At 63.6% G+C, this 22,606-nt stretch carries 11 protein-coding genes; 1 reads left to right on the plus strand and 10 read right to left on the minus strand.

Translation table 11 applies throughout. From position 1 onward, the window contains the following. Positions 1–96: 96 nt before the first annotated feature. The 4 genes from M2103_RS01040 to yajC form a co-directional block, all read right to left on the minus strand. Entirely contained in the window at positions 97–4,461 is a 4,365-nt protein-coding gene (locus tag M2103_RS01040) for an AAA domain-containing protein (protein ID WP_277508166.1), read from the minus strand. A gap of 200 nt (positions 4,462–4,661) precedes the next feature. Beyond that, positions 4,662–6,383 (minus strand): single-stranded-DNA-specific exonuclease RecJ, encoded by a 1,722-nt coding sequence (gene recJ / locus M2103_RS01045; protein WP_277508170.1) that lies wholly within the window; start codon positions 6,381–6,383, stop codon positions 4,662–4,664. 120 nt (positions 6,384–6,503) lie between these two features. After that, positions 6,504–9,095 (minus strand): protein translocase subunit SecD, encoded by a 2,592-nt coding sequence (secD, locus tag M2103_RS01050; protein ID WP_277508172.1) that lies wholly within the window; start codon positions 9,093–9,095, stop codon positions 6,504–6,506. 174 nt (positions 9,096–9,269) lie between these two features. Next, positions 9,270–9,638, minus strand: a complete 369-nt coding sequence (yajC, locus tag M2103_RS01055; RefSeq protein WP_277508174.1) for a preprotein translocase subunit YajC — start codon at positions 9,636–9,638, stop codon at positions 9,270–9,272. Positions 9,639–9,742: 104 nt separating this feature from the next. Here yajC and speA point away from each other — a divergent pair, with 104 nt between their 5' ends. Further along, positions 9,743–11,689 (plus strand): biosynthetic arginine decarboxylase, encoded by a 1,947-nt coding sequence (gene speA, locus M2103_RS01060; protein ID WP_277508175.1) that lies wholly within the window; start codon positions 9,743–9,745, stop codon positions 11,687–11,689. Between the two features lie 92 nt (positions 11,690–11,781). Here the strand turns inward: speA and M2103_RS01065 are convergent, their stop codons facing one another. From M2103_RS01065 to M2103_RS01090, 6 genes are all read right to left on the minus strand, one after another. Further along, positions 11,782–12,948 carry an AAA family ATPase gene (locus M2103_RS01065; RefSeq protein ID WP_277508176.1) on the minus strand — a complete coding sequence of 389 codons (1,167 nt, stop codon included), beginning with the start codon at positions 12,946–12,948 and terminating at the stop codon, positions 11,782–11,784. A gap of 112 nt (positions 12,949–13,060) precedes the next feature. Continuing rightward, positions 13,061–14,095, minus strand: a complete 1,035-nt coding sequence (locus M2103_RS01070; RefSeq protein ID WP_277508177.1) for a phosphate acyltransferase — start codon at positions 14,093–14,095, stop codon at positions 13,061–13,063. An 85-nt stretch (positions 14,096–14,180) separates the two neighbouring features. Next, the gene (locus M2103_RS01075; RefSeq protein ID WP_277508178.1) at positions 14,181–17,483 is read right to left on the minus strand and encodes a UvrD-helicase domain-containing protein; all 3,303 of its coding nucleotides are present in this window, start codon (positions 17,481–17,483) and stop codon (positions 14,181–14,183) included. Next, positions 17,476–20,487, minus strand: a complete 3,012-nt coding sequence (locus M2103_RS01080) for a PD-(D/E)XK nuclease family protein (protein ID WP_277508180.1) — start codon at positions 20,485–20,487, stop codon at positions 17,476–17,478. The genes M2103_RS01075 and M2103_RS01080 overlap by 8 nt, the downstream gene beginning before the upstream one ends. A 154-nt stretch (positions 20,488–20,641) precedes the next feature. Then, the gene (locus tag M2103_RS01085) at positions 20,642–21,244 is read right to left on the minus strand and encodes an OmpA family protein (RefSeq protein WP_277508182.1); all 603 of its coding nucleotides are present in this window, start codon (positions 21,242–21,244) and stop codon (positions 20,642–20,644) included. 226 nt (positions 21,245–21,470) lie between these two features. Then, the gene (locus tag M2103_RS01090; RefSeq protein WP_277508184.1) at positions 21,471–22,511 is read right to left on the minus strand and encodes an SAM-dependent methyltransferase; all 1,041 of its coding nucleotides are present in this window, start codon (positions 22,509–22,511) and stop codon (positions 21,471–21,473) included. Positions 22,512–22,606: the final 95 nt, after the last annotated feature.

Consider the following 22,606-nt stretch of genomic DNA (forward strand, 5'->3'; position numbering starts at 1 on the left):
TTGCGAATAAGTATTGATCTTTAAACGGGCAGGGCGGTTTCACGAAACCGCCCTGCTTTGTGTAGTGCGCACAAGGCCGCCGGCCGCGCAGTCTGCTCAGGATTGATTTTGCTCCGTGGCGGCCTGGTGCCGGTCCGCGATTTCGGCGAGGAGTTTTTCAGGGTCGCGGAAGAGCGCGGGACTCCAGATGCGATGGAGGCTCCAGCCTTGTGACTGGAGGATTTGCGCGCGGAAATTTTCCCACGCAACCGGGTCGGGTGTTTTTTTGTAGCGGTTGAAATCCGTGAGCACTCCGATCGTGACGTCGGCGGGCATGTGGGGGTGCGTGAGCGCGATGTCCACACAGAAGCCGTCGTTGCCCCAATAGACGGTGGAGCCGATGTTGCTCGCGGCGTGAAGGCGGCGGGCGAGGGCTTCGGCAAGCGCGGAGGGTTGCGTGGTTTCGTCGCGGAGGACTTGCGCATGCTCGTGACGGCGCGCGGTTTCAAGTTCGGTCTGCCATTCGTCGAAACGCGCGCCGAGGGTTTCGGCATAGCGGAGGTAGGCGTAGAGTTGGTGGCGTCCGGTGATGGAGCGTCCGGGCTCGGGCGGCGTGACGGAGGTATATTCGACGCGGGGGATTGAGGTGAGGACGTGGATGGCGTCGCGGGCGCGGGTGACGAGGACGTTGAGACGGCGGTCGCCGCCGATGCGCGAGAGGGCTCCAAAATTGCGGCGAAACTTGCCGTCCTTGTCGGGGCCGAACGTGGTGCAGATGATCATGTGGTCGCGTTCGTCGCCTTGCACGTTTTCGAGGTTTTTCACGAAGAGGCCCTCGAACGAATCGCGTCCGCGCCGGCGGCGGGCGGTTTCGAGTTTTTGGGCGAAGGCGGGATCGGCGGCGGCTTTTTCGTCGAGCGCGTCGATGATGAGATCGCGCTGGTTGAGGTTGAAGCAGGCGACGCCAATGGAGGGCGGTTCGGCGGTGTCGAGGAGTTCGGCGACGAGATTGGCGGCGGCGCGGGCCTCGGCTTCGTTGCCGCGTTCGTGGTAAACGCCGTCCACGTGGGTGAGGAGGATGGGGGCGTGGACGGCGCGGTTTTTCGGATGGCCGGGGATGGGCTGGAGGCGCTTGTTGTAGAAGGAGTCGTTGGAGAAGCCGATGAGCGCGGCGTTGCGCGAGCGGTAGTGGACGTCGAGAAATGCCTCCTGCACGTTGAGGTTGAGCGCGGCGCCGAGGAGGTCCTCGGTTTCGGATTGTTGCTGCGCAAAAACTTCCTCCGCGGTTTCGGCGGCGGTGTCGTTGCTTTCGGTGAGGGCGCTTTCGAAGAAGCGCGTGGGAGGGAGCTGCTTGGGATCGCCGGCGATGACGACGCGTTTGCCGCGGAGGAGAACGGGCAACGCTTCCTCGAGTCGGCACTGGCTGGCTTCGTCGAAAATGATGACGTCGAAGAGGTGGGCGCGGGGAAAAATCTGCGCGACGGTTGACGGGCCGGCCATCCAGACGGGGCAGAAATCGAAGAGCGGATCGCCTCCGGGAATGTCGGCTCCGGCGGCGATCATCTGGCGGAGTTTCATGGCGCGCTGGCCGCGGACAAAGAGGCGCTGGCGGAGCGAGGCGCCGAGTGTGTTGAGGCGTCCGCCGGTGGCGGCGAGGAGGCGGTCGCGCCAGACTTTTTGCCAGCGGTAAAGGATGAGCTGGCGCACGAGCGAGGCTTTCTCGGCGGTGCGTTCGAGTTTCTCGGAAAACGCGGCTTCGACGCGGTGCGTGTCGATGCGGGCGAGCGCGGGATTTTCGCGGAGTTGCGTCTGGATTTCGAGCGTGAGGGCGGAGAGGCGGAGCGCGGGCTCGGCGGTTTCCCAGGGGAGCGCGGCGTCGGCGGCGTGGGTGAGCGCGATGCTCAGGGCGGGCGAAAGGCGGCTGATCACGTCGGTGTAACGGACGCATTCCTCGAGCGTGTTTTGGAACTCGACGAAGCGCTGGGTTTCGACGGTGACGGCGGGGTTGGAGCGCCAGGCGTCGATGAGTTCGTCGATTGCGGCGGCGTGGAAAAGTTTCGTGGCGGCAAGGGTGTCGCGAAGGTCGATGAGCGCGGAGGCGCGTTGCGCGCCCTGGCGGAGGAGCGCGGGGAAATTGGCCGAGGTTGCCGGCTCGCCCAGCGCGGAGAGGGCTGCGGATTTCAGGTGGGAGTTGGCGGGAAGTGAGGCGGCTTCGAGGGCGTCGAGAATTGACGGAAGCGCGTCGGCGAGGGCGCGGAGGGTTTCGTCGGGAGGGAGCGCGTCGGCGGGTTGCGCGGCGTGGATGCGCTCGTGGACATCGGCCCAGAGGTGGCGGGCCTTGAGCGCGGCGTAGTAGGTTTGGGCGCGTTCGGCGGAGGCGCGGTCGAGCGGAAGTGCGAGCGGTTCGAGGGCGCGGCGCGCGGCGCTTTTTTTGGAGAAGGCGAAATGGCGTTTCCACGAATCGGCGAGCGGAAGCCATTCGCGGAGCGCAAGCAGGCGCTGGTTGCACTGGGCGAGCGCGGGGAGCGCACCCTTGGTCTGGAGGTGGAGTTCGCGGTCGAGGGGTTTGGCGAGCGGTTCTTTTTCGGGGGCGAGGGTTTCGATTTCCGCGCGCCAGTTTTGCCAGTGCGGATCGGCGGCGAGGCGCGCGGCGGTGGCGTGCCGGGCGTGCGCAATCGCGGCGTCGAGCCTGGCGGCGAGTTCGACGCGGGCGCCGACTTGCTCGTCGAGCGCGATGCCGGCGGAGAGCGGGGCGGCGGGCGAATCGGGGTAGCGGTCGAGTATCGAGGATTTGGATACAAGGTCGCGAAGTTGCGCGGCGGTGGCCGCGGCGGGCTTGGCGAGCCAGTCGGCGAGCGAAATGCCGACGCGGTTGCGAAATGGATTCTCGGGCCAGCGGGCGGCGAGGGCGCGCTGCACGCCTTCCTCAAGATCGACGCGGTGCTCCTCGATGAGCGCGGGCGTGAGGCCGTCAACCGCGGGGATGGGCGTGGCGACGGCACCCGCGAGTTCGAGCCATTTGCCGCAGGTATCGTGGAAGGAGGCGCAGCCGTCCGCGGTGGCGTGGAGGCTGTCGAAGTTTTCGCGGAGCTCGGCGTGGAGTTTGTTGAGGCGGGTGTTAATGCGGTCGAGCTCGGGGGCGGGGTTTGGGTGAAGCTGGTCCTGGGCGAGATTTTCGAGGCGTTCGCGGAGACCGAGGTAGAGGTCACGGCGATCGCGTTGCGGATCGTGAATGACGCCGCAGAGCGGGCCGAGGCCCATGCCGTCGAGGCGGTATTTGACGACGTCGAGCGCGGTGCGTTTGTCGCAGACAAAGAGGACTTTTTCTCCTCGGGCGAGGTGGTCGCCGATGACGTTGGCGATGGTCTGGCTTTTGCCGGTGCCGGGAGGACCGTGGATGACGAGGGCCGCGCTGTTGCGGGCGTGAAGAACGGCTTCGGCCTGGCAGGGATCGGCGTGCGTGACGAGAAGCTCGTTGGAAAAATCGCGCGCGGGGAGTTGCGCGTGGTCGCGAATGGCTTCGGCGGCGGCCTCGGCGGCGTGATGATCGGGATCGGTTTCGACGAGCGCCTCGGGCGTGAGGAAGGGGCGGATGGGGTTGTCGAGCGCGGGCTCGTTTTCGATCATCCACTGGGTGTCGCGGAGGAGTCCGGGATTGGTGACGGGAAAGAGGCCGAGGACGGCGCAGGGAAGGATCGCGGGGGCGTCGGGGAGCGCGTCGGTTTTGGGAACGGGCTGGAGCGGCGTGGCGGCGTCGAAGAGGGCGGGCGGCGGCGGTGTTTGCGCGCCGGGTTGCGGGAGCGGGATGCCTGCGGCCTTGGCGACGAGGTTGATGATGTCGGTGATTTCGCGCCAAGGGGCCTCGGCGTTGTCGTCGGCAAAAAGCTCGTCGGTGTCGGCGCCGGTTTTTTGCTCGATCCAGGCCATGAGCGCGGGGTTGGGTTGCACGAGGTCGGCGCCGTTACCGCTGGTGGAAATCGAGATGCCGGGGCGCGTGTCGCGGCGCACGGTGAGGTTGACGGGGACGAGTGCGAGGGGCGCGAGGATGCGGGCGCCGCGCGAGCGGGCGCGGGAGCCGTGGTTTTCGTCGCGCGCGGGGATGGAGAGGAGCGGGAAGCCGATGTAGAGGGCTTGTTCGCCGTAGTCGTTGTAGTAGTCAACGGCGTCGGCGGCGATCTCGCGGGTTTTGTTGAGCACGCGGGTCTGGCGCTCGGCGGCGGCGCGGGCGTCCTTCTGCTCGTCGGACCACTCGCTCTCGGGGTAGTCGGGTTTTTTGAAGGCGGGGGTCCTGGCGGGAAACTCGATCGACTTGCCCGCGGCGGAAAGGAGTTGCGCGAGAAACCCGGCCGCGGGATCGGTGCCTTGTAGGTGGCGGAAATCGTGAAGGTCGATGCGCTGGCGGCTGCCGTGGGGGCGTGCGTTGAGTCCGGGGCCGGAGGTGAGGCTCGCGTAGAGCCGCTGGAGCATGGTTTCGAGAATCATGGCGGAGGGTTAACCGAACACTGAAACACGAAACATGGGCGGAGCAATGGAGATATTTTTACGCGGCGAGCCGGTGCGCCCGCCGATAATTTCAAACGTCGCATCCCAAGCCCAAAACCGGAATGTTTTTGAACGGCTTGGGGTTTTGCCGAATGGAATTTTGAAATTCTAAAAATTAAAACGCCGGAGCCTAAAAAGCATCACTGTGTCGAGGTTCTGCGCCAGTCGATGAGTTCCATTTGGAGGAGCTTGCGGTCGTTGAAATGATTCCAGGCGATTTTGACGGCGATGTCGATTGGTTCGCCGACAGGGGGAATGCGTCCGGCCATTTTCCAAGCGACACCGAAAAGGCGGCGGCCAAGGCCGTCGTCAAAATGGAAGCGGAAATGCTGCTGTTTAAACACGTCCGGGCGATGATCGAGAACGATGCCGCGAATGCCGAAGACGGGCTCGGGGTTGCCCTGGCCGAAGGGATGCAGGGTGCAGATTTCGTCCATCAGGTTTTCGCGGACTTGCTCGGGCTGGAGCCATGCGGCGATGTCGAGCGTGGGCTCGGGAATGGCGCTTCCCGCATGGGCGACGACGGCTTTCTCGAACTGGTCGCGAAAGGTGTCGATGTTTTGATGCACGAGCGAGACACCGACGGCCATGGGATGTCCGCCCCAACTGTTGAGCTGTTCGGCGCAGGCACCGAGAACCTCGACGAGGTTGATGCCGTCAACGCTGCGCCCGGAGCCCTTGGCCTGCTCGGTTTCATGCCCGAGAACGACGGTGGGGCGGTGGTATTTGCGCGAAATGCGCCCGGCAACGATGCCGACCACGCCGGGGTGCCAGTTTTCGGAATAGAGAACAAAACCGGGCCGGTCGGCGTAGAGAGTTTCGACCATGCGCTCGGCCTCCTCGGTCATCTGGCGCTCGATGTCCTGGCGCTCGCGGTTGAAGGCGTCGAGTTCCTGCGCGGTCTTGGTGCAGAACTCGGCGTCGTCGGAGAGCATGAGCTCGACGGAGATGGCGGCGTCGGCGAGGCGTCCGCTGGCGTTGATGCGGGGGCCGAGGCGGAAGGAGACATCAACGGGCATGATGTCGTTTTCGGGGTTGACCCCGGCGACTTGCATGAGGGCGAGCACGCCGGGACGCTTTGTCTTTTGGAGAATGCGCAGGCCGGTGCGGGCGAGGATGCGGTTTTCGCCGTGAAGGGGGACCAGGTCGGCGACGGTGCCGAGGGCGACGAGGTCGAGCGAGTCGCGGAGTTTTATCTTGAAGGCGGTCTCGTTGTTTTCGGTGCGAAGCAGCTTGAGCAGGCCGTGCGCGAGTTTGAAAACGAGGCCGACGGTGCAGAGATTGCGCCAGGGTTCGTCACCCTCGTCCTCGGAGACGTGAGGGTTGACGAGAATGCCCTGCTCGAGGGTTTTCTCGCGGGAGCGGTGGTGGTCAACGACAAGGACGTCGATGCCCTGCGAGATGAGGTAGGCGACTTCCTCGTGCGAGTTGGTGCCGCAATCGAGGGCGATGAAGAGCTGGGGCTTGCCGAGTTCGAGGGCGCGGTCGATGGCCGAGCGCGAGAGGCCGTAGCCGTCCTCCATGCGTCGCGGGACGATGAAGCGCGGGAAGAGGCCGAAGGCGCGCAGGGCGTTGACGAGGAGCGCGGTCGAGGTGACGCCGTCCACATCGTAGTCACCAAGAACGACGACCTCCTCCTTGTTGGCGATGGCGGTGCGGAGCCGCGTGGCGGCTTGTTCGAGATTCTTGAGAAGGAAGGGGTCGTTGAGTTCGCTGAGCGTGGGATGCAGGAACTTGTTTGCCTCCTCCGGCGTGCTCAGGCCGGCGCGCATAAGCAGCTCGGCCAGCACGGGGCTCGCGCCCACGGCGTGGCTTAGTTTCTCAACCTCGGCGGTTGGAAAGGGCGTGTATATCCAGCGCATTGTGTGAAATGCGGAATGCGGATTTCGGAATGCGGAATGTATGCGGGCACGAGGGCGCGCGCTTTGCGGAGTGCGCGGATCATTGATTCCGCATTCCGCAATCCGAGTTCCGCATTCGTGTTATTCGCTGGCCTTGCTGGCGCCGGTCCACTCGTAGGTGGGCTTCACGTCCTGGTGTTTTTCAACGCGCTTGCGGTCGCCCCTGTGATACCAGTAGAAGACCTGCGAGGAAATGAAGATGGCGGAGAAGGTGGAGGTGATGATGCCGACGGTGAACGTGAAGGCGATTTCCTTGAGCACGCCGCTGCCGAATATGAAGAGCGACAGGGATGCGAGGAGCGTGGTCGTCGATGTCATGATCGTGCGGGCGAAGACCTTGTTGATCGCGGTGTTCACGATGTCCTTGAGCGAGCCGGTCATGTTGATGCGCAGTTCCTCGCGGATGCGGTCGAACACAACAACGGTTTCGTTGATCGAGTAACCGGTGATGGCGAGGATGCCGGCGACCATGGGCGCGGTGAACTGGAAGCCCAGGAATCCGTGGCCGATGATCACGAAAACGCCGACGGTCATGAGCACGTCGTGCGCCGACGAGAACATGGCGCCGATGCCGAAGCCGAGCTCGAAACGGAAGGCGATGTAGAGGAGCGTGACGAGCATCGCGATGGCGATGGCCGTGATGGCCTTCCAGAGGATTTCATTGCCGATGGAGGGACCGACGGAACTGACGCCAAGGCTTTGGAAATTGGCCTCGGGGAATTTGGCCTGGAGGGCGGAGACGAGTTTCGGCGCGTTGTTGTAAGTGGTGTCAACGCGGAGGATTTCGTTGTCGGAGCCGATGTCCTTGACGTAGGCGGGCATGATCTCGCCGATGCCGGCTCCGGTGGCGGCGGCGCGAATGGCGCCGGTGTCGACTTTTTTGTCCTTGTTGAACTTGAGCGAAACGGAGTCACCGCCCGCGAAATCGATGCCGTAGATTGCCTTGCCGGTGTAGATGATGCCGCCGACGCCGATGGCGACGATGAGCCACGAGGCGATGAGGGCTTTCCAGCCCCACTTCACGAAGTCCCAGTGCGGGGCCTTGCGGAGGAGGTGGCGCATGGTGATTTTTTTCAGCACGCCGCCGTCGACGAGAAGCTCGAGGAGCATGTGTCCGGTGATGAGCACCGAGAAGAGCGTGGAGCACACACCGATGGCGAGTGTGACGCCGAAGCCCTTGATCGGGCCGCTGCCGTAAATAATCATGACGGCGCAAATGAGGAGCTGCACAAAGTGCGCGTCGAGAATTGTCCAGAGCGCCTTCATGAAGCCCGCATGGTTGGCGGCGCTGAGCGATTTGCCCTCGCGTATCTCCTCGCGCATGCGCTCGAAGATAAGGATGTTGGCGTCAACCGCCATGCCGATCGTGAGCACGATACCGGCGAGTCCCGGGAGTGTGAGGGTGGCGTTGAAGTTGGCCATGACGCCGAAGATGATGACGACGTTGATGCCGAGCATGATGACGGCGAGGAGGCCGCCGCTCGAATAAAACATGATCATGAACGCGGCCACGAGCGCGGCGCCGATGATGGAGGCGCGCAGACCGCTGGAAATGGCGTCCTCGGCGAGCGAGGGCCCGATTTCGTATTGCTCCCTGACGTGCATGGGGACGTCGAGCGGATTATTGAGCACGGCGGCGAGGTTTTGCGCTTCCATGGTGGTGAAGCGTCCGGTGATTTCGGCGCCGTTGCTGTCGATTTCGTCTTTCACGCCGGGATAGGACTGGAGTTTGCCATCGAGCACGATTGCCATGCTGGCGCGAGCCTCGTGATTGCCGGATTGCTGCTGGAGTTGCTTGCTGTAACGGGCGACTTCGCGGGTGATTTCGGCAAACTTCACGCGGCCGGTGTCGGTGAACTCCATGTTGATTTGCGGCCTGTTCCACTGGTCAAGCGAGGCGTAGGCGCGCTTGATAATCTTGCCGTCGGCGAGGGGGCGGCGCTGCACAAAGAGGTCAACGGTGCCGCCGTCGTCATTTTCAGCGGAGGTCATTTTTTCGTAACCGGCGGGGATTTGCTCGCCGGGCTGACCGGTCGGATAAACAAAGGGATGCACGAGACGGAACTCCAGCATGGCGGGCTTTTGAAGGCTGTCCACGACGCCGGGGTCGTCCTTGGTGTTGACGCCGGGGAGCTGCACTTCGAGGCGGGTGTCGCCAACCGCGCGAATGATGGGCTCGGTGACACCGAAGGAGTTGATGCGCTTCTCGATGATTTCCTGCGCTTTTTTCAACTTGTCCGCGCGGGCGTCGCGGTCGAGGTCGGCGATGGCCTTGGCGTCAAGTTCGAGGGTGAACGCGACGCCGCCCTTGAGGTCGAGGCCGAGCTGGAGCTTGGCCTTGGATGACTTGAGCAGGTGCTTGAGGAGGATTTCATTCTTGGTGTCGGGGTTCTTGGAACGACCGACGTCGATGTCGGGGAAGTATTCCTTTTGGAGGTCAATCTTCCGGTCGCCGGCCAGCTGCTTGAGGCCGAGGTAGGCGGTGCGGGCGCGGCCCTTGTCCTTGAGCTCGACGGCCTCCTTCATGAGGGCGTTGAACTCGGATTGCTTGGCCGAGGCTTCGAGTTTCACGAAGTCGATGAATTCCTGGTCCTTGAGCGGAACCAGTGATGTTGCGCAAAAGACCACCACCGCAAGGCTGATGATGATCTTCCAGAGGTTACGTTTTATCATATGTTTGTTTTATTGGTTGAAATTGGTTGTGCCGCGCGGGGTTCGGGGAGTTTTCAGGTAACGGGGGGGCTGGGAAACGTAACGGTATTTTTGCCACCTTCTTCACGTTCCGGAGCCGTGTCCTTCGATGACATCCGGCGCCGGAATCGCGCGAAGCGCAGGGGCGGGGCGGGGTTATTTCTGGTCGTTGGCGCCTTTTTTCTTGATGACGGTCTGGACGAAGTTTTTCGCAACCTCGACCTTCACACCGTCGGCGATGCGAACCACGAAGCGGTCGTCCTTGCGGTTGGTGATTTCACCGAAGATGCCGCTGGCGAGCAGAACCTGGTCGCCGGAGTCGAGTTCGGAGAGGAGTTTTTGGTGCTCTTTTTGCTTTTTGCGCTGCGGGGCGATGAGGAGGAAATAGAACGCGACGACCATCAGGATGATCGGGCCGAATTGCATGAGGAAGTTGCTGCCACCGGAGGCGGGTTGACTCGCCGGCGCGCCTTCGGCCTGGGCAATGATTTGCAGTGCGAAATTGGAAATAGTGGCGATAGTCATGATTTGAGTGTTGAGTGTTTTGCGAAAAGAAAACACGAAGTAAACCAATCCTGCCGATTAAATAGCAAGCAACAAACCTTGGTCATTTTTTCTTTACACACATCTTGAAAAAACAATCCGCATCCACCTGGTCAGTCGAAAAATCCGAGGAACTTTACGGTTTCAATCGCTGGGGCACGGGGCATTTCGGCGTTGATGACGAGGGCTTTGCCGAAGTGCGGCCCGTTCCGGACGGCCCGACAATTCGCATCATGGACGTCGTTGACGAGGCCGCGGGCATGGGCATCAAGGCGCCGATGGTGATCCGGTTCCAGGATTTGCTGCGGCACCGCGTGCAACGGCTCAACCAGGCGTTCCGCCGCGCGATCCGCGAGGAAAACTACAAGGGCGACTATCGCGGGGTGTTTCCCATCAAGGTCAACCAGTTGCGCGAGGTGGTCGAGGAAATCATGTCGGCGGGAAAGGTCTACAACCACGGGCTTGAGGCCGGCTCCAAGCCCGAGCTCATGATCGCGCTCGCGATGCACGACAGCAACCAGCGCCTCATCATCTGCAACGGTTACAAGGACAACGACTACATCCGCCTCGCGCTCCTCGGGCGCAAGCTCGGCAAGCGCATCATCATCGTCATCGAGCAACTGGGCGAGGTGGACGACATCATCCGCATTTCGCAGGAGCTCGACGTGAAGCCGTTCATCGGCTTTCGCATAAAACTCCAGACGCGCGGCGAGGGCAAATGGTCGTCGTCGTCGGGCGACAACGCAAAGTTCGGCCTGAACACCGCAGAAATCCTTTTTGCCATTGAAAAACTCAAGGCCGCCAAGCTCTCAAAATCGCTGAAACTGGTGCATTTTCACATCGGCTCGCAGGTGCCGAACATCCTCACGATCAAAAACGCCGTCGTCGAGGCCACGCGCTTTTACTGCCAGCTCGCGAAAATGGGATTCCCGATGGGCTACCTCGACATCGGCGGCGGACTCGGCGTCGACTACGACGGCTCGCGCACCAACTTCGAGTCCTCGATGAACTACACGCTCGAGGAATACGCGCGCGACGTCGTCTCGAACGTCATGGACATTTGCGAGGCCTCCAACGTGCGCGTGCCCGACCTCATCAGCGAAAGCGGCCGCGCCATCGTCGCGCCGCACTCCATGCTCGTCGTGGAGGTTTTCGAGCGCATCAACAAAAAGGAGACGCTCCGCCAGCAGCACCTGCCGAAGCAAAAGCACGACATTGTTTACGCGCTCGAGGCGCAGTTGAAAAACAAGTCGCGCCTCGGACGCCTCGAGCGCTTCCACGACGCGCTCCAGAAAAAAGAGGAGGCGCTTTCGCTCTTCAACCTCGGCTACCTCGACATCGAAAACCGCGCCGCCGCCGAGTCGCTCTTCTGGCAGATCTGCGAAAAAATCGACCACGAGGGCAACGAGTCCGGCTACCAGCCCGAGGAGTTGCGCGACCTCAAAAAACTCCTCGCCGACCAATACGTCTGCAACTTTTCCGTCTTCCAATCACTCCTCGACCACTGGGCGCTCGATCAACTTTTCCCCGTCGTGCCGCTGCACCGCCTCAAGGAAAAACCCACCGTCAACGCGATCCTCGTGGACATCACCTGCGACTCCGACGGCAAAATCGGCAGCTTCATCGACCTGCAGGACACGAAGGACTACCTCACGCTCCATTCGCTCAACGGCAAGCCCTACTACCTGGGCATATTCCTGACCGGCGCGTATCAGGACATCATGGGCGACCTGCACAACCTCTTCGGCCGCGTGAGCGAGGCGCACGTCTTCCTCGAACCCGACGAACCGAACGGCTTCTACATCGAGGAGGCGATCAACGGCAGCCGCATCGCCGAGGTGATCGAAGGCGTGCAATACCAGTGGGAGGAACTCTGCCGCCGCATGAAGGCGCAAATCGACACCGCGACCCGCAAGGATTTGGTGAAGCCGCGCGAAGGCGTGCGCCTGCTGGAATTCTACGAAACCCAGCTCCAAACAAAAACCTACCTGAACATCGAGCGCGCAAAGCGAAAAAAAAGGCAGAAAAAGTAGACCGGGCTCTCCGCGCCTCCGCGAGGCAAGCCCCCACCCCAGCCCGGCAAGCCTCCGACTTGCGCGCCCGCATCCCCTTCTCGCCACGCTTGTCAAAATGCCGCGAGCAAACGGTCCATGTCCACGTGATCCATGATGAGCTTTTTGATCACGGGGAATTTGTCGGTGTCCTGCGGCTGCGTTTTCACGGTCATGCTGTGGATGCGCGAGGAGACATCGTAACATTCGCGATGCGCGGCGATCACGGGAATTTCCGTCCGCTGGAGCAAGTCCATCAGCTTCGGATGCGGCATGATGTCGTTCGAAAGGATCAACCCCGAAATCGTTTTTTCACCCGAGAGCTGCGCGCTCGAAATGGCGGCGAGGATGATGTCGTCCCGGTCGCCCGGCGTGATGATCACCACGCCCGGTTGCAGGTAATCGACAATGCCCTTCGCCGTCATCGCGCCGACAATCACGCGCTCGGCGCGGTGCACCGGCGCGTTCCAGTGGCCGTTGAGCCAGCGCCCGTCGATCTCCTCTGCGATTTGCGAAATGCTCGGCGTCGAAAGCATCCGGTGAATCGGCAGCACGCCGAGAAGCGGCACGCCGAGGCGGCGCAGCCCCTCGCCCGCGTATTCGGCAATCATGTCCATCTTGTCGGGCTCGACCTTGTTGAGAATCGCGCCGATCACCTCCACGCCGGCCTTGTCAAAAAGCGCCTTGTTGAGCGCGATTTCGTCGATGGGGCGCCCGATGCCTCCGGGCGAAACGAGGATCACTTTTGCGTTAAGCAGCTGCGCGACGCGCGCGTTCGAAAGGTCAAACACCGAGCCGACGCCCGCGTGCCCCGTGCCCTCGATGAGCGTGAAATCCTTTTCCCACGAAACCCGGTCAAAGGCGCGGCAGATTTTATCCTCGAGCGCGGCGAGCATCTCGTCGGGCTGCTTGAGGTAGCGACGCGTGAGCGTGCTGTCGATTGTCACCGGGCTCATGCTCTGGATCGGCACGCTCACCTTGTAAATAACGTCGAGCAGGTAGGAGTCCTCGTCGATGAGCGTGCCCTCAATGGTGACGAAACGCTGGCCCACGGGCTTGATAAAGCCCACGCGCGGATAAAGCGCCTGGAGCGCGGCGTAAAGGCCGAGGCAGGTGGTCGTCTTGCCGTCGTTCATGCGCGTGGCGGCGACAAAGATGCGCTTCGTCTCGGTGTTGGTCGGCTTTGTCAGCAGGGGAAGCGCGGGTTGCTCGAAAGGATTGGCGGTCGGTTCGGAGGACATGCGGAAAAATTATGAATCAGAATTTAAAGACAACGCGATGAGACGGATCAGAAAAACAATCGGGTGAAATTTGAATAATGCACAGGCTTGGACTTTCTAATTTCTAATTTCCTCACGTTCCGTAGAGCAGCTTGTGGTCGATGGCCTGGCAGCCGACAATGACCGCGGCGCCGTAAACATCGTGCGCGCTGGAACCGCGGCTGATTTCCGCGGCGGGACGGCTCAGGCCGGTGAGAATTTGCCCGTAGGCGTAGGAGCCGCCGAGTATGTTCACGAGCTTGAACGCAATGTTGCCGCTGGCCAGGTCGGGGAAGATGAGGACATTGGCGCGACCGGCGACGGGACCGCCGATTTTTTTTGTCTGCGCCGTGAGCGCGTCGAGCGCCGCGTCGGCCTGGATCTCGCCCTCGATCTCAACGGTGAGCCCCGCCTCGATTGCCTTGACGCGGGCCAGTTGCGTCGCCCTGCGAACCCTCACGATGGACGGATGCGACGCATCACTGTGCGTGGCCCAGCTGAGCATCGCGATGCGCGGCGTCTCGTTTGTGATGTGATATGCGATCTGCGCCGTGGACACGGCGATGTCGGCGAGCTGCTCGGCCGTGGGCTCGGGAATCACGCCGCAATCCGCAAAAAACAACGTGCCGTCGGAGCCGACCTTGTGCTCGTCGAAGGCGATGATCATGAGCGACGCGACATTTTGCGCGTGCTCGTGCTTCGGGATGATTTGGAAAAGCGGACGCAGCGCGCTCGACGCAACGCGCGTGGCGCCGCCGACGAGGCAGTCCGCCTGCGCGTTGGCGAGCATCATCGTGGCAAAGTAGCTGGTGTCGCGCATGGTGTCGCGCGCCTCGTCGAGTGAGATTTCCTTGTCGCGACTTCTGCGCAGCTCGGCGAATTGCATCGCAAACGGCTCGAACTCCTCGCTCTGCGCGGGGTCGATGATGCGCATGCCCTGAAGGTTGATGTCGAGGCGCATCGCGGAGTTTTTAATAAGCGTGCGGTCTCCGAGCAAAATGGGCGCGCCCATGCGGCTCGTGACCCACTGGCGCGCGGCCTGGAGTATGCGCGGGTCGTTGCCTTCGGCGAAAACGACGCGCTTGGGGTGTCGTTGCAATTTTGCGGCGAGTTTGGGGATGATCGGCATTGAAAACAGGAGAATGCGCGCCTTCGCGCCCTCGTCAATGGCTCGTTCAATCGCCAATGGCGCCCGAAACAAACAGCGCAAAAAATCATTCCCCGGCGATCTCGATCACCTTGCCCGCCGCGCTCGAATACACGAACAGACGCACTCGCGCCTTCGGGAAAAATCCGGTCACGCAACGTCCGTAGGCGCGCAACTGCGGCGCGTATTCGTCGGCGAGCCGCGCCAGCAGCGCCTCGTCGCTTTCGCCCGCGCGCCGCCGGTTGGTTTTCCAATCGACCACGCGCGCCTCGTTCGCCGCGGCGTCGTGAATCACCATGTCCATGATGCCGTCAACCCACGCGTCGCCCGCCTCGTTTGCCGGCGCGAAGATCGGCAGCTCCGCCTCGCGCGTCCAGCGCGGCTCGCGCAATTCGCGCAGCGTTTCGCCCGTCTGAAAACGCCCGAGCTCCTCGCGTCCGCGCGCAAGGCCGGCCTCGCCGCACCGCTCCCGCGCGGCCTCCAGCGATTTTTCGAAATACGCGGACAGCGCGGCATCGTCCGCGTCCCACGGCAGCGACTCCATCACGCCATGCCACCAAAGCCCGTATTCAATCGCCTCGTCGCCGTCGCGCGCCGGCCGCAAGTCGTCCGCCGTCGCCTCGTGAAGCGCGCCGCGCACCGCGTCGAAGTGCGCGAGCTGGTGCGGCAGCACGCGCGCCGGAAGCGGCGGCAATTCCGCTTGCGCAAGGAGCGGCGGCGTCCCGTTGCCGGACGGGGAGGATGCCCCGCCCGCCCCACCCTCTTGCGCCACGCCCGCCGCATCCGCAATTTCCGCATCGCTTTCGCACAATGGCAGCGCCTCGATCAAATCCACTCGTCCGAAAATATCCGCGAAGCTCGCGCCGTTTCCGGCTTTCCCAAAACCGCCGCCGCCCCACGGAATCACGAGCCTCTTTTTCGCGCGCGTGAGCGTGACATACAGCAGCCGCGCCTGTTCGCGCTTCGCCTCGCGGTCGCGCGAGACGCGCATGTCCTCCGGCATGCTGGCCGTGTCAAAATATACGACCGGCCCGACGCCCGGCACCTCCGGCACGAGCTGCATCCCCGCCACGGGAGGCTTTTGCTGCGGACGCCAGAAACCGAGCGGAATCACGACATCCCATTCCAGCCCCTTCGACGAGTGCGAGGTGACGAGGTTGATCGCGTCGCGCTCCGCCTTGCCCGTCGGGCGCTGCTCGTCGAGCCCGTCGAGCAAATGCGCGAGCCACTCGCGCGGCCCCGCGCCCTCGAGCCCGAGCGTCGCCGCGTTCGCAAGCAGCCGGTGCAACTCGTCCGCCAATTCGCCGCCCGGCGAGATCGCGAGCGCGCGCTCCTCGATTTTGCACGCGCGCGCCAGCTCCTCCGCAAAGCGCGCGAGCGGCAGGCCGCCGTCGTTGGCCCGCAGCACAAACGGCCGCATCGTCTCAAGCGCGTCGCGCAACGGCCGCGGGTGCTCCTCCGGCGTTTCCCATAGCCAGTTGCGCCCGCCCTTGCCCAGCGCGTCCAGCTCCGGCTCGCGGATTTCCGCGGCGAGCAGCGCATCGCTCACGCCGAAGACCTCGCGCAGCACGCCGAACCATTCGAACGCGTTGTCCGGATCGCAAATCACCGCGAGCAGTCCCGTCATCCACGCGTAAACGGGGTTGTCGCCGCAGCGGTTTCGCCGCGCCTGCAACGCGACCTTGAGCCCGCTTTCCTTCAAAATTTTTCCAACGGTAACCAGCCACGGATTGGCCGGCGCGAGCAGGCACACGTCGCCCCACTCCCTCGCGCCCACGCCCGCCGGCCCGCGCGCCTTGAAAAACGCCGCGAGCTGAAGCGCCTCCAGCTGCATCCATTGCTCGACGCTGAGCCTGTCGTCGGAAGGGAGGCGCAACTCGATCCGGCACGCCGCGCCCTCGGCGTTCGACGGGCCGGGAATCAACGGCTGATACGGCACCTGCAACAGCGGCGGCTCCGCGCCCTCCGCCGGCGGCAGCCCGTAATTAAAATCGTGGCCCTCGCCGAACGCGCCCGGAAACGCCCCGTTGAAAAGCGCGATCGCGCGGCGCGGCGTGCGAAACGTCACGCTGAACTCAAGCTTCTCGCCGCCGTCGCCGCGCTCGAACGCCGCGAGGTGCCGCGTGAAATTGCGCACGTCGGCGCGGCTTCCGTAAATCGCCTGCTGCCCGTCGCCGACCATGCAAAAATGTCCCGGCCTCGGCGCGGGTCCGGCCTTGCCCGCGCGCGCGTCGGGCCACGTGCCGAGCGCCGCGCCCGGCGGCCGCGCGATCTCCACGAGCACGGCGAACTGCATCGGGTCGGTGTCCTGCGCCTCGTCGAGAATCACGCGCCAGCCCTCGGCGCGGATTTTGTCGAGAAACGCCTCGTTGTGCAAAACGGCCAGCGCCGTTTCGACCTGATCGGCAAACGTCTGCACGCCGCGCTCGAAGCGCCAGTTGCGATAACGCTCGGACAGCTCCGCCGCGAGCGTCGCGCTCGCCGCCGCCAGCCAGCTTTTCATCGGCGCGAAAAACCGCGCGTAGTGCTCCTTGATCTTAGCGGCCGAGCCCTCCGGCGAGATGAACGGCAGGAAAGTTTTTTCCTCGCGAAAACGCCGCGCCCATTCGTCGGCGTTTTGCTGGTTGCGCCTGAGCGCGTCGGCGGATTTTCCCGCGCGCGTGCCCAGCGCCATGATTTCATCGAGCGCCCGCGCGTCCGGGCCGGGCGGCAGGCCGGCGGGCTTGCGCGCGCGCAACTCCTTCGCGACCGACGCGGTCATTTTTCCCGCGAGCCCGAAAATGCCCGGCAGCGGCATGTGCCGCAAAAACGCGCGCAACTGCTCCGCCGAGAGAGCGTCGAAACGCATCGGGTCCTGCTCGACAAACTCCTCCCAGCACGCCGCGTCGCCGTCGCTGACCACCTCGGGATTCAGGTTCACGCCGAGCGCCTGTCCGTGGCGCTTGGCCAGCGTGAGGCAGAAGCCGTGGATCGTGCCGAAAAACGCGCGCTCCAGATGATTGAGCGCGGCCTGGCCCGATTGATTTGGGTAGGGCGAAGCCTCCGGCTGAGCCGCATCCGGGAAGTCATTGCCATTCGACGGCTCAGCCGGAGGCTTCGCCCTACCTTCCGCGAGCCGCCGCAAGAGCACCGCGCGCGCGCGTTCGCCGATTTGCTGCGCCGCCTTTTTTGTGTAGGTGACGACGGCGGTTTTCGGCAGCATGACCGCCGCCTCGGGCGACATCGCCATCGCGGCAAGCCGCTCGGAAATCGCGGTGGTTTTCCCCGAGCCCGCGTTCGCGCTCACGGCAAAATTGCTCCGCCACTCGTTGCGGAAACGCTCGCGCGGCCCGGCGTCGGCGAGGGGTTGTTGTGCGTTCGCGTCACTCATGGGAGACCGCCTTTCCAAACGTCACCCCGTGCTTCGCCTTGAGCACCGCGTGCGGAATCGGCGCGCACGCGATCGGCCAGCCTCCGCCGCCAAACGAATACTCCGACCGGTCCTCCGTCAGCGCGCCGTAACGCCCCCCCTCCAGATAACGCTTGATCTGCCGCAACCCCGCGAGCGCCTCCGGAAGCTCCTCCATGCCGATGCACGCCGGCTCGCTTGCGTCGGGTTTGAAGAGCCACACGCGACCGTTCGCGGCGCCGAGCGTCCGCGCGGCCTCCAGATATATCCCCAGTTGCAACAGCTCGCCCTTTTTCGACATCGCCGCCGCCGAGAGCGTGCCCGCCCTGCCGGTTTTGAAATCAATGATGTCCGCGCTCGCACCGTGAAAATCCGGTTTGTCGAGCCGCAGCAAATCCATGCGCCCGCTCACGCAAATGCGCGAGTCCTCGTCCGCGGGGTCGAGCTGCAGGCGCGTATCGCGGGGCAGTGAGTATTCCGTCGCCACAAAACCACCCGCATCGTGCGCGAAGATTTTTCCCAGCAACGCGTGGCACGCCTCCGCCAGCTCCATGTGGAAGGACTCCCAATACGCGTCGTCCGGCCACGCCTTGCGCAACTCCGCAAGCGAGGCGTCGAGCTGCGCGCGCGCCGCGGTCCCGGCGGGCATGGTGCAAAACTGTCCCCCCGCTGGATCGCCGCGCAACGCGTCAGCGAGCAACCGGTGCGCGAGCTGTCCGCGAATCTTGTTTGGCGCGCGCTCGAACACCCCCCAGTCCACCGCGCCCGCGCCCAGCACCGAGCTGAACCACAGGCTCGCGGGATCGCCCGCGCCGGCCTCGATCTGCCGCACGCCGAGCCGCACGTCGGCGAGCTTGCGCGGCGCCGCGCAGAAAAAGTATTCATCAAATGGATACGCCGGATCGCGCCGCGACTTCCAGACGGCGAGCCAGCCCGTGGGGGCGCACCTGGCGTGCGCCCTCGTGTTCGAAGAATCATCGGCTTGCGCATCCCCAACGCAATCGGGCGCAAGGTGCGCCCCCCCGCTCCGCCGCGCCAGCCGGTCGAAAATTTCCTCGTGCCCCGGCACCGCGCCGCCGGCCGCGTGCGAGAGCGCCTGCCAGCGCACGCGCTCCACCCAGCTGTTCGGCGCGAGCTTCAACTCCGGCTCCTCCTCGTTGAAAAGCGACGCGGTGAAAACAATGCCCTCGCCCGTGTCGCGCGCGAGCGCCGCGTAGCCGCGCTTCTCCAAGAACGCGCGGTCGTCCGCCGTGAACAAATCGATGCCGCCGTGGCCGCGCGCGTTGAGCGCGGCGCGCGCCTCGTCGGGCAGCCAGCAGCTCGCCTCCTGGCGCTCGGGCCACACGCCCGCGTTGGCCTCGACAAAAATCAGGTGCGACCAGACGCCGCCCTCGGCGCGCCGGCGCGTCGTCAGCGTGACGCGCGCGAAACACCCGCGCCCCGGCACGCCCTCCGCCGCGCCCTTCGCGGGAATGAACGACTCGATCAGCGAAAACACAATCGGCGCGGGCAGCACCCGCTGATCGTGCCGCGCAAACTCATCCAGCGCCGCGCGCCCCGGAATCTCGCCGAGGTTGAGGCGTTCGCACGCCGCCGAAAAGCACTTGAGCGCGTCGGCGAGCGAGAGCCGCTCCGGCCACGCAAACTCGTTGTCCGCGCCGAGCAATTTTTCCACGCACACCACGGCGACATCCTTACACTCGCGACGTTCTTCCGCGCGTGCGATCAGCGTCGGCATGCACTTCGCGAGCGAGTGCGTCTGGTGCTCGTCGAACAGGCGTTCGCACACATCGCGGGCGGTGGCGAGCGTCTGCCCGTTCGCCTCGCCCGTCGCCTGCAATAACGGCCACAGCGCGAGCAAGTCCTCCAGGCGGCAGTCGTTGCGGTAAAACGCAAGCAACGCGCGCTGCGCTTGGATTTCGACCGGCACCGGCGCGGCGGTTTCGAGCTGGTCGACAAACGCGATGCCGCGCTCCACGAGCAGCTCCGCGAGCCGGAGGTGCGCCGCGTCGCTCGTCGGAAAAACGACGCCGATGTTTTCCGCGCCCCGCTTGAGCAGCGCGTCGATTTTTTCGCACGCAAGCTCCATCTCCGCCGCGCGCGTGGTGCCGACAATCACGTCCGACTGCGCCTCGAGCGAGCGCGCCGCCTCGTCCGGCAAACCGTCGCTCGACGCCCAAACCTCGGCGACATTTTCGCACGACGCCGGAGGCTCGCCGGGCTCGTCGATCGGAACGGCGTTTGCGCCAAGCGCGGTCTCCCACAATTCGATCCACGTTTCGTCGAGCGCCTTGCGCCCGCGAAATTCCGGCTCGGGCAGCGTGAGCGTCACGTCGTCGAAACAGCGTGCGAACGCGGCGACATTAAAAAACTCCCCGCGCTGCTCGGCGCTGAAACCGTGAACGAGCAGGCGTCCGCGAATTCGCGGGCCGGGCTCGTCGTCCCGCACAAACGCGGCAGTCTGGCGCGGCGCAAAATCACAGCCGAGTTTTTCCACCCACGCGGCCAGCTCGCCAAACACCCCGCGCAAAATTGGCTCGGGAAAATCATCCGCCGAAAACCCGCTTTTTATCAGGTCGTCGAAATCGCCGAGCGCCCGCTCGCAATCGCTCTGAAGGCTCTTGAGAAATCCCCACTCCGGGCGATCCTCCTCGCGCGCGGGATCAAGCGGCTCCAACCGCCGCCCGATGATTTCGCGCAAGCCGAACAGGAGAAATTCGCGCCCCAGCGCCGGACGAAAACGCCCCGGCTCCATGCGCGCCAGCCAGCGCGCGCGCGCCAGCCCCGGCGTGAGCAACTCGACGCCGAACAGCGAAATGCCGAGCTCGAGGCAGCGCTGTTTGAACGCATGCGCCTGCCCGCGCGTCGGCACGACCACATGGCTGCGAACGAGCCCTCGCGCATGTCCGTCGGCGGCAAGCCACGGCGTCACGACATCCCTCCACGCGCTCTGCATGTGACGGTAGAGGTGAATGGCTGCGGGCATGGTGGAAAGCGAAAAGCGAAGCGCGCGCGCGGTCAATGTTTTGAGTCGGCGACGCGTGGAAAAAGAGCGCCCGGCGAAGGGGCGCAAAAAAGCCCCGGACGCTTTTCGCATCCGGAGCTTTGTATTTGAAAATTGGATACTCTTTATCCGGCGCTTATTTCACGAGCACGACGATTTCGGCGCGACGGTCCTTGGCCATGACTTCCTCGGAGCCGCGTTCGACGGCCTGTGTCGAGCCCTTGGAGCGCACGTCGACCTTGGCAGGGTCGATGCCAATGGTCGTGGCATATTTTTTGGCGGAGCTTGCACGGCGGCTACCAAGAGCCATGTTGTATTCGGCGGTGCCGCGCCAGTCGCAGTGGCCTTCGAAGATGACGCGATACTGCGGGTTCTTCGCGAGATAGTCTTTGATCGCCTGGAATTTCGAGCGCTCCTTCTGGTCAATCGCCGAGCGGTCGAAGCCGAAGTAAATCGACTGGAGCTCGGGGACGTTGCGAATCTCGCCATTTTGGTTGGCAGAAGGGGTATTGCGCTGATCTATGAGCGTGTGTGTGGATGTCGTAACATCCGTAACATACGTGGGGGGAACGTAAGTGCTATCAGTGGGATTATATTCTGCCGCACCCCTGTCGCCGAGAAGCGTTTGGTCGGGTGTTGGGCGGGCGTCACGGGAGGCTTTTTTGGTCGCGCAGCCAGTGGAAAACAGGAGCAATGCGCCGGCGACGGCGAGGATGAGCTTTTTGCTGAAGATGTTCATGGTTGATTGGGAAAAAAGTGGTGTAAGTTCGAACTTATCGTGCAATGCCGTTGGCTCGGCAAGTTATTTATCCTCGTTTTTCGTCATTCTTGCGCGGAATACACCAAGCCAAAACTGCAGGCGCGGGGAGCCCAAGTTACGCGTCGAGTTTCATGTGTTTTTGAAAAATTTCCCCCGTGAAAACACATTGGGGCAAAATATGATAACTATTTTGATTTCCAACATATTACACTCTAGCCGCCCTGAATCCATGCAGCGCTTGGAATTTTTGCCCCATGTGCGCGGGGTGCAACAGTTGCATCAGCGAGCGTTTGCGCGAACCCGCCCCGGCGGCGCACGCGGCATCCTCCGCGAACGCGTTTTCCAAATACTTGCCGGCATGGCGCACAAAAAACGCCTCCTGTGACTCGACTCGCGGCGGGGAAAAACCGTTTTCGGCCAGCGCCTCCGCAAGCCAGTCCCAGCAGATGTGGCACGTCAGGTCTTGTTCGCCGGGGTGCGCGAGCAAGTCGTTCGATTGCATGTGGCGGTGATACGCGCGCGCCGTGCCCGCCGGAGTCGTCTCGAGAAGTTCGCGCCAGCTTTTTCCATAATCGCACGCGAGGAAAAGTCCGCTCCACGGTTGCGCCGCGATTTCACGCGCAAGCGCGCTCGCGGCCAGCGGCAAATCGAGATGCCAGCCCCCGGGCATTGGCGCGGGTGGCAATGGAGGCGCGTCGCGCATCGGAGCGCCTTCAATCGCGGGCAGTCCTGTTTCGATTAGCGCGCCCGCGCGCGCATCCAGCGCCACGCCGAGCTCGCGCCACGCGCCGTCGCGAAACACAAAACGCCGAAATGGCTGCGCGTCGAAAAGCTCGTTCGAAAACACCACGCATTTTCCCGTCAGCGCGGCATTGCCCGCCACGGATTCGCCGACCCTGATCGTGCGCGCGCGCGCGAACGGATGCGCCACGCCCGCAAGCACGCCGCCCCCGGGTTCCGCGCCGATTTCAACAAAAACATAATCGCGCAAATCCGCGCCCGCGTCCTGTTCGCGCAAAAGCTTTTCCGCCGCCGCGCAAATCAGCTCGCCAAAAACCGGCCCGCTCGTGCTCGCCGTGAAAAAATCCGTGCCCTCCCCGCGCCCCACGCGTTTGCGATCCCGCCGGTAATAACCGAGCGCGGGATCGTAGAGCGCCAGCGCCATGAAGCGATCAAACGGCATCCGCAAAACACCGTCCGCCCCGGCATCGGCGCGCGCGCGAAAAAGCTCAAGAAAATCGCTCATGGGAGGTGAGGTTGAATTATGACAGAACGGTTGACGAATCCATTTACAACAAGACCGTTGAGCCACAGTCTATATTTTCAAAAATAATCCGCAGC

Source organism: Ereboglobus sp. PH5-5, from assembly GCF_029504805.1.
Taxonomy (GTDB): Bacteria; Verrucomicrobiota; Verrucomicrobiia; order Opitutales; family Opitutaceae; genus Ereboglobus.